This window comes from uncultured Allobaculum sp. (assembly GCF_948576815.1).
GTDB classification, from domain to species: domain Bacteria; phylum Bacillota_I; class Bacilli_A; order Erysipelotrichales; family Erysipelotrichaceae; genus Allobaculum; species Allobaculum fili.
In genome coordinates this window covers 1-6,103 of record NZ_CAPAEZ010000106.1, presented here as the reverse complement: position 1 = coordinate 6,103, position 6,103 = coordinate 1, and the positions used below count along the sequence as shown (strand labels likewise).

Below are 6,103 nucleotides of genomic sequence, written 5' to 3'. Positions count from 1 at the left end.
TGTAAGTGAGCTTGTGAAGCTTAAGTGAACAGCATTGGTTTTAAACTACAAAAAAATAAAAAAGGACAAGAAAACGGCGGAAAGGCTCAAGCGGTTCATATTTTTGATTGCGATTGTGAATCTGTTAGAGTGAATGCGAGCGGAGCAGAAGCCAGACCATGCACGGCTGGGCGGTTCTGACCGATAATACAAATAAGCGAAAACAGGATCCGAATGTGGAGGTATGCTCCGCACGGAAGGATCTTTGAAACACAGGGGAGAAAACAGATGGAATACAAAACCGATGAAATGCTTCGAAACTGGACAACGCTGCGGATCGGCGGCCCGGCTGCACGTTTTTATGAACCGGAAACCATTGCGCAGATTCAGGAGATTCTCGAAGAAAATAAGAAAGCCCAGGCGCCGCTTCTCGTTCTGGGAAACGGATCCAATGTTCTTTTTGAAGACGAAGGCTATGACGGCTGGATTATTCATCTAGGCGAAGCCTTCTCTGGTATTGAGGAAGAAGAAAACGGCGTCGTCCGGACGCTGGCCGGCACCACCAATGAAGAGCTGGCGGATTATCTCGCCAGGCACGGACTGACCGGTTTTGAATTTGCGAGCGGGATTCCGGGTACAGTCGGCGGAGCAGTCATCATGAATGCCGGTGCCTATAACGGGGAATACAAGGATATCCTCGTCCGCGTTGGCTATCTGGATGAAAACGGCGTCCTGCACGAAAAGAGTGCCCAGGAACTGGATCTTGGCTATCGACATTCCTGGTTTACCGACCATTTTGGCATTGTGGTTTACGCGGATCTGCAGTTTGAAGAAGACCGTCCGGAAAACGTGAAAGCCCGTATGGATGATCTGCACGATCGCCGCCACTCCAAACAGCCGATGGACAAAGCGTCCGCCGGATCCACGTTTAAGCGTCCGGCAAAAGGCTACGCTTCCGCGCTCATTCAGGAATGCGGTCTGCAGGGAAAATGCGTCGGCGATGCGATGGTATCCACGAAGCATGCCGGTTTTCTGATCAACGAAGATCAGGCGACATGCAAGGAATTCCTGGAACTGGTTGCGCTCGTTCAGGACGAAGTGCGCAGACAGAAAGGCATCGATCTCGAACTCGAAGTCCACTACATTTGCAAAAACGGATAGATATCGGAGCAAGATCCTGTATCCCGATTCGTTGTACGACAGGACTTAAAAAAGCAGAGCCGCCCTCTGAAGCAGGAAGAAGCGGGCGGCAAACAGAAAGAAAACACGTCTGCACTGTCAATCGGAGAAAAGATCCGAAAGGTTCAGACGTGTTTTTGTTTTCGTATCATTTTGCGGCCGTTTCGCTGTGACGACGGTTTGCGTCAGAAGGCGCTTTACGTCGGAGCGGCGTTTTTATCGGCTATTTGGCAGCAGGCTTTGAGGATTTATGATCCGGCTTGTTGATCGACAAAAAGTGTTCCACGAGCTTGTTTTGCATTTCGGGATCTTCAACGCGCTGACCGTCGATTTCAAAGGCGGCTTCACCGGTCTTGGCCGAGATCAGAACGGTGATAATCTGATCGTCGTATGTGAAGGTACCGCTGGGGATGAAGACGCTTTTTGCGCCTTTGACGGGATTCTGGATTTTCTTTCTGGCAGCAGGCATGGAATTCTCCTTTTCTTTCGCATTGCTTTGGACTTTCCCTCCAGAAATGGACAGTAGACAACCGCAATCGGTTTGCGACGGTCTTGTGAAGATCGCAAATCTGGCTGTGAAAGCCTTTCTTTTCCAGTCATTTTGCCTTATGTCAAAGGAAAGGGACGACTAGATTGACTGACTCTTCTGTTTTTTTATAATTGTATATGCAAACCATTCTTCAGGGCAGGGTGAAATTCCCTACTGGCGGTATACTCCGCGAACCTTCGGGCCGAGCCGTGTGAAACTCCGGCAGCAACAGTTAAAGTCTGGATGAAAGAAGAACTTTTTTTGTGCGCTTTTCTGTGTGCATAAGACCTGGAAGATGGCGAAAGCAGGTTTCTTTGTAACAGGAGGTGCAATATGAAAAAAATAAGTACAAAGAAAATGACCGTACTGGCTCTGTTCTGCGCATTGGCTGTCGTTCTGACGCTGCTGTTTCGCGTTCCGCTGGTACCGTCCGTCTCGTTTCTGACCTATGATGCCAAGGATGTCATCATCGGCATGGCGGGATTTTTATTTGGTCCGATCAGTGCGATGATCGTTTCCGCAATTTCTTCGGCAATTGAACTGCTTTTTCGCGGCGGCAATATAATCGACTGGCTTATGAACGTCCTCTCAAGCTGTGCCTTTGCATGCACGGCCGCTGTCGTCTACAAGCGGATGCATTCCAAAAACGGAGCGTTTGTCGGCCTTTGCGCCGGTATTGCGGTACAGATCGTGGTCATGCTTCTCTGGAACTACATCATGGATCCGATCTATTTTGGAATGCCAAGAGAGGCAGTGGTGACACTTCTGCCCGCTATCGCGCTGTTCAACTTCCTCAAGGGGCTGATCAATGCGGGCATTCTGCTTCTGGTCTATAAGCCAGTCTCCAACGCTCTTCACAAATCGGGGGCGCTGGGCAAGCAGGAAGAAGAAGAGATCACCGGTCACAAGATGGCTGGCGCAGTCGGCACCTTTGCGATTCTTACTCTGGCCATCATTATCCTGGCTGTGATCAACGTGATCTAAAGAAGGTTCCGCCAAGGAATCGAATTCCTTTCATCACCCACAAACAAAAAGAAAATCCAGCCGCAAGGCAGGAAGGAGAAAATCAATGGAAAAAGAAATGGGCTTTGAAACCGCCGTAGAGAAATACAGCGCCAAACTGGGCGACTGGAAAATCATGGCTCTGGCAAGCTGCGTGGATAACTATCCAATGGTGCGCAATGTATCTTGCCTGTTTTACAACGACAAAATCTACTTCAAGACCGACAAGAATTTCCGCAAGACTCAGCAGCTGTATGCCAACCCGCGCGTAGCTATGTGCTTCAACGGTACGCAGGTAGAAGGCACCGCCAAAATCACGGGTCTGGTCGTGGAAGAAGAAGGCCGTGTATTCGAGAAGAAATATAAAGAATTTCTCTGGCAGTCCTACAATGCCTACTCGCATGAAGACACCGAGATTCTCGTGGAAGTAACACCCCATTTCGTGGAAATCTGGGATGAAGACGAAAACCGCAACGCGTACCAGATCTTCATCAACTTCGATGAGAAAAAAGCGGTCTACAAACCTTACGACTAATTCGTTCATTCCAGACAGCCGCTTTTCACAAAGCCGCTCTATTCGATTTACCGGCAGATCCAGTCAAAGGGTCTGCCTTTTTTCATGCAGAAAAGGCGGATCTCTCCGGCAGCCTGTTTCCTACGGGTCGCCGGCGCCCTCTGAAAAATAGCCGGGAACGCTTCGGAAACGTAAAAAGCCAAGTATAGAAGGGCGCTTAAGCCTCACGAAACAGCTGTTCATTTAACGAATTGCTTAAATGAACAAATTGAAGTTAAAAAGTTGACATTGTTCTTTGCCACAGGTATTATAACCAAGCATTCCAAATGGCGGTTGTGGTGAAGCGGTTAACACAGCGGATTGTGGCTCCGTCATGCGCGCGTTCGAATCGCGTCAGCCGCCCCATATGCAAACATAAAGGTTTAACCTTTCAAATATCCCTGCTCAAAAGCGGATTCGCTCCAGAGCAGGGGATTTTTTTTATCCACTCCTCTTTTTCCAGAGCGCATCCTGGAAGACACAAGCGATTCGGTGCGGGTCGGATTGCCGGAAAGTGTAAGGAAAAAGAAATAATCAATAATAGCGAATATGCATGCTGAATTTCTTGCATAATCGGTATAGATATATAGGTGTAAGTTAAATAACTGTTTCAGATCCGTGCAAACGAACTAACCCGGTGCAGAGGGGTGTCATGCTGCCGGGAGTTCAGGTGAATGCTCGTAAAATCCAATACGGATACGTTTTGGAGGATGCGATCGGACGGCAGCAATGTCATCTGTGAAGAAGAGAAACTCTTCAAGCGCACTGAACATGCTGGATCCAGCCTGAAACAAAGGTACCGATCATCACCGGCTCGCAATAGACGCTCTGTGAAAAGAATCCTGCCTCTGTCTGAACTGGTCTTCAGTTCATGCAGGAAATACCAGTCAAGAGCCGGGGCAGCTCATCCGGGAAACCGGAGATCTGATATGTCGGATTCGAGCAGCAGAATCTGCCGCCCGCTAAGAGTTGGATTTTCTGGTGCCAGGGGCACAGCGAAAAATAGATACTCTGGATGACATGTGAAAGATGAGGGTGTCATTCCCTTGCTGGCATTGGTCCATTGGACAGGGCGATACGTCGAGAGGTCGCTGCTTTCGGCTCAGAATCGTTTTCCGGGTGACTGAATAGGTTTCAGCTGTATTTGCAGCAGCGTCAAGAAAAGCGCAGTTCGTTTGTCTGGACGTGAAATGGGAATCATAAATTCGGGATTGGAATCGAGGAACAGGATCGATTAAAAGTTCAGTCCTGTTCCCCTTCATTTTGAATTGCATAAGAGTGCAAAATCCGCTTGTCGAACCGGCAGGCTTTTTCATTGGGACTGCTCTCGATTCAGCGTTCTTCTGTGAATTTCAAAATCCTTTCTTTGATGACATTTGTCTTACGCTCTGGACAAATGAGGCGTCTGTTTCTGGAAAAAGGAATAGTATGAAGTCATTCAGTCTGATGCCTTCATTGTATTTTTTGAATCCGTCAGAACTTGAATTCGATCAGTAAAGGGGACTGACAATGCAAGAAGAACTGTTAACGGAAGTATCCGTACATCTTCCGTTCGAAAAAATTCAGAACTGCCGCGATCTTGGCGGAATGATTGGAAAGGATGGTCGAGTGATTCGGCCTGGAAAGCTTTTTCGATCCGCTAAGCTTTCTCACGCTTCCAAACTCGATCGCATAACCTTCGAAGAACTGGGACTTGGCTGCATCGTGGATCTGCGATCCAGAGCAGAGCGCAATACGGAACCAGATAAACCGGTTGAAGGCGCACAGCTGGTGGAAGATCCCGTATTTCTCGAAATGGATCTTCGAAAACTCGCTGGCGGCAATGAACATCTGTTAAAGATGGCGCTCTCCAATTCCAGAAATATGATGGAACAGCTTTACGCGTCTTTCGTATGGTCGGAAGATGCGCGAAAAGCATGGAAACTTCTCTTTAAGGTGTTTCTGGAAACGGATGGCGGTGTGGTCTGGCACTGTACGCAGGGCAAGGATCGGACCGGTATTGGCGCGGCGCTGATTGAATATGCGCTGGGCGTAGATATGGATACGATTCTGACTGACTATTTGCAGACCAATCTGTACATGAGCAAAAACGCGGCAAGAGACCGCATGTTAGCGTCGGCGGTCTTTAAGAAAGGCAAGGCTCTCGCTGACGATGAAATCGCCGGCTATCTCTTTGCGCACCGTTCCTACTTTGAAGCTTTTGACCGCTCGATTCAGGAACATTACAGTTCTTGGGACGCGTTCCTGAAAGAGGGGCTTGACCTTACTGAAGAAGACCTGCATAACCTGCAAAAGAAGTATCTGATGGATTAGCGGGTAGACAGCAAATAAACTCTGTGCTTCGAATTCCCGCTGAGGTGAAAGAAGAATACAGCGATCAGTTATCTGAAGCCTGTGAAGGACGAGCAGTGGGTGACTTCTCTGTTTTGTACCGTTAAAACAATAATAGAAAAGGATCAGTTAAAAGAGTATTCGAGGAGGTCCTTTATGCGCGCTTATGATCCTGAATTAGCAAAATTGGAAAAAAGAAGTAATGCCGTAGGTATGTGTGGATCCCGAAACTGGATTTTTAAACTGAGAGACGATGCGCGTGCTGACATTGAAGAAAAAGACAAGCTGTACGATAAACTGTTTCAGACATTAGTAGACGGGTCCCTGAAGGTTGCCGTTAAGAAATAGATTGCAAGAGCCGCTTGAGCGGCTCTTTTCTTTTTGGAGCACGATATCGAGGATGTTCTGCTTTAAATCCGCCACACACTCAAGCCATTGATCGTGTGAAAAGACGTAACGGAAGGCTCCCCATTTGTTTGTAAGTGTCAAACAATCGACGGGTATACGCGAGACTGAATATTAGATACGCT

6 protein-coding genes, 1 tRNA gene and 1 riboswitch are annotated in these 6,103 nt (G+C 48.0%); of the genes, 6 read left to right on the top strand and 1 reads right to left on the bottom strand.

From position 1 onward, the window contains the following. The first annotated feature begins 267 nt into the window (after positions 1-267). The gene (gene murB, locus Q2J39_RS10410) at positions 268-1,140 is read left to right on the top strand and encodes a UDP-N-acetylmuramate dehydrogenase (protein WP_230268191.1); all 873 of its coding nucleotides are present in this window, start codon (positions 268-270) and stop codon (positions 1,138-1,140) included. Between the two features lie 241 nt (positions 1,141-1,381). Here the strand turns inward: murB and Q2J39_RS10405 are convergent, their stop codons facing one another. Next, positions 1,382-1,627 (bottom strand): hypothetical protein, encoded by a 246-nt coding sequence (locus tag Q2J39_RS10405; RefSeq protein ID WP_230268190.1) that lies wholly within the window; start codon positions 1,625-1,627, stop codon positions 1,382-1,384. A 203-nt stretch (positions 1,628-1,830) separates the two neighbouring features. After that, positions 1,831-1,946: riboswitch (FMN riboswitch) on the top strand. Between the two features lie 74 nt (positions 1,947-2,020). Here Q2J39_RS10405 and Q2J39_RS10400 point away from each other — a divergent pair. The 5 genes from Q2J39_RS10400 to Q2J39_RS10380 all read left to right on the top strand — a co-directional run bounded on the left by Q2J39_RS10400 (position 2,021) and on the right by Q2J39_RS10380 (position 5,921). Further along, positions 2,021-2,671, top strand: a complete 651-nt coding sequence (locus Q2J39_RS10400; protein WP_288340608.1) for an ECF transporter S component — start codon at positions 2,021-2,023, stop codon at positions 2,669-2,671. A gap of 85 nt (positions 2,672-2,756) precedes the next feature. Next, the gene (locus Q2J39_RS10395; RefSeq protein ID WP_230268188.1) at positions 2,757-3,224 is read left to right on the top strand and encodes a pyridoxamine 5'-phosphate oxidase family protein; all 468 of its coding nucleotides are present in this window, start codon (positions 2,757-2,759) and stop codon (positions 3,222-3,224) included. A gap of 308 nt (positions 3,225-3,532) precedes the next feature. Further along, a tRNA-His gene (locus tag Q2J39_RS10390) sits at positions 3,533-3,608 on the top strand. A gap of 1,143 nt (positions 3,609-4,751) precedes the next feature. Continuing rightward, complete coding sequence (locus Q2J39_RS10385) at positions 4,752-5,555, top strand: tyrosine-protein phosphatase (RefSeq protein ID WP_230268187.1); 804 nt, start codon at positions 4,752-4,754, stop codon at positions 5,553-5,555. A gap of 174 nt (positions 5,556-5,729) precedes the next feature. After that, positions 5,730-5,921 carry a hypothetical protein gene (locus Q2J39_RS10380; protein WP_288340611.1) on the top strand — a complete coding sequence of 64 codons (192 nt, stop codon included), beginning with the start codon at positions 5,730-5,732 and terminating at the stop codon, positions 5,919-5,921. The last annotated feature ends 182 nt before the right edge of the window (positions 5,922-6,103 follow it).

What these genes read in the sequence shown, in the direction of transcription:
- Q2J39_RS10395 (WP_230268188.1), top strand. Translation starts at nt 2,757, where the DNA reads ATGGAAAAAGAAATGGGCTTTGAAACCGCCGTAGAGAAATACAGCGCC.
- Q2J39_RS10385 (WP_230268187.1), top strand. Translation starts at nt 4,752, where the DNA reads ATGCAAGAAGAACTGTTAACGGAAGTATCCGTACATCTTCCGTTCGAA.
- Q2J39_RS10405 (WP_230268190.1), bottom strand. Translation starts at nt 1,627, where the DNA reads ATGCCTGCTGCCAGAAAGAAAATCCAGAATCCCGTCAAAGGCGCAAAA.
- Q2J39_RS10400 (WP_288340608.1), top strand. Translation starts at nt 2,021, where the DNA reads ATGAAAAAAATAAGTACAAAGAAAATGACCGTACTGGCTCTGTTCTGC.
- Q2J39_RS10380 (WP_288340611.1), top strand. Translation starts at nt 5,730, where the DNA reads ATGCGCGCTTATGATCCTGAATTAGCAAAATTGGAAAAAAGAAGTAAT.
- murB (WP_230268191.1), top strand. Translation starts at nt 268, where the DNA reads ATGGAATACAAAACCGATGAAATGCTTCGAAACTGGACAACGCTGCGG.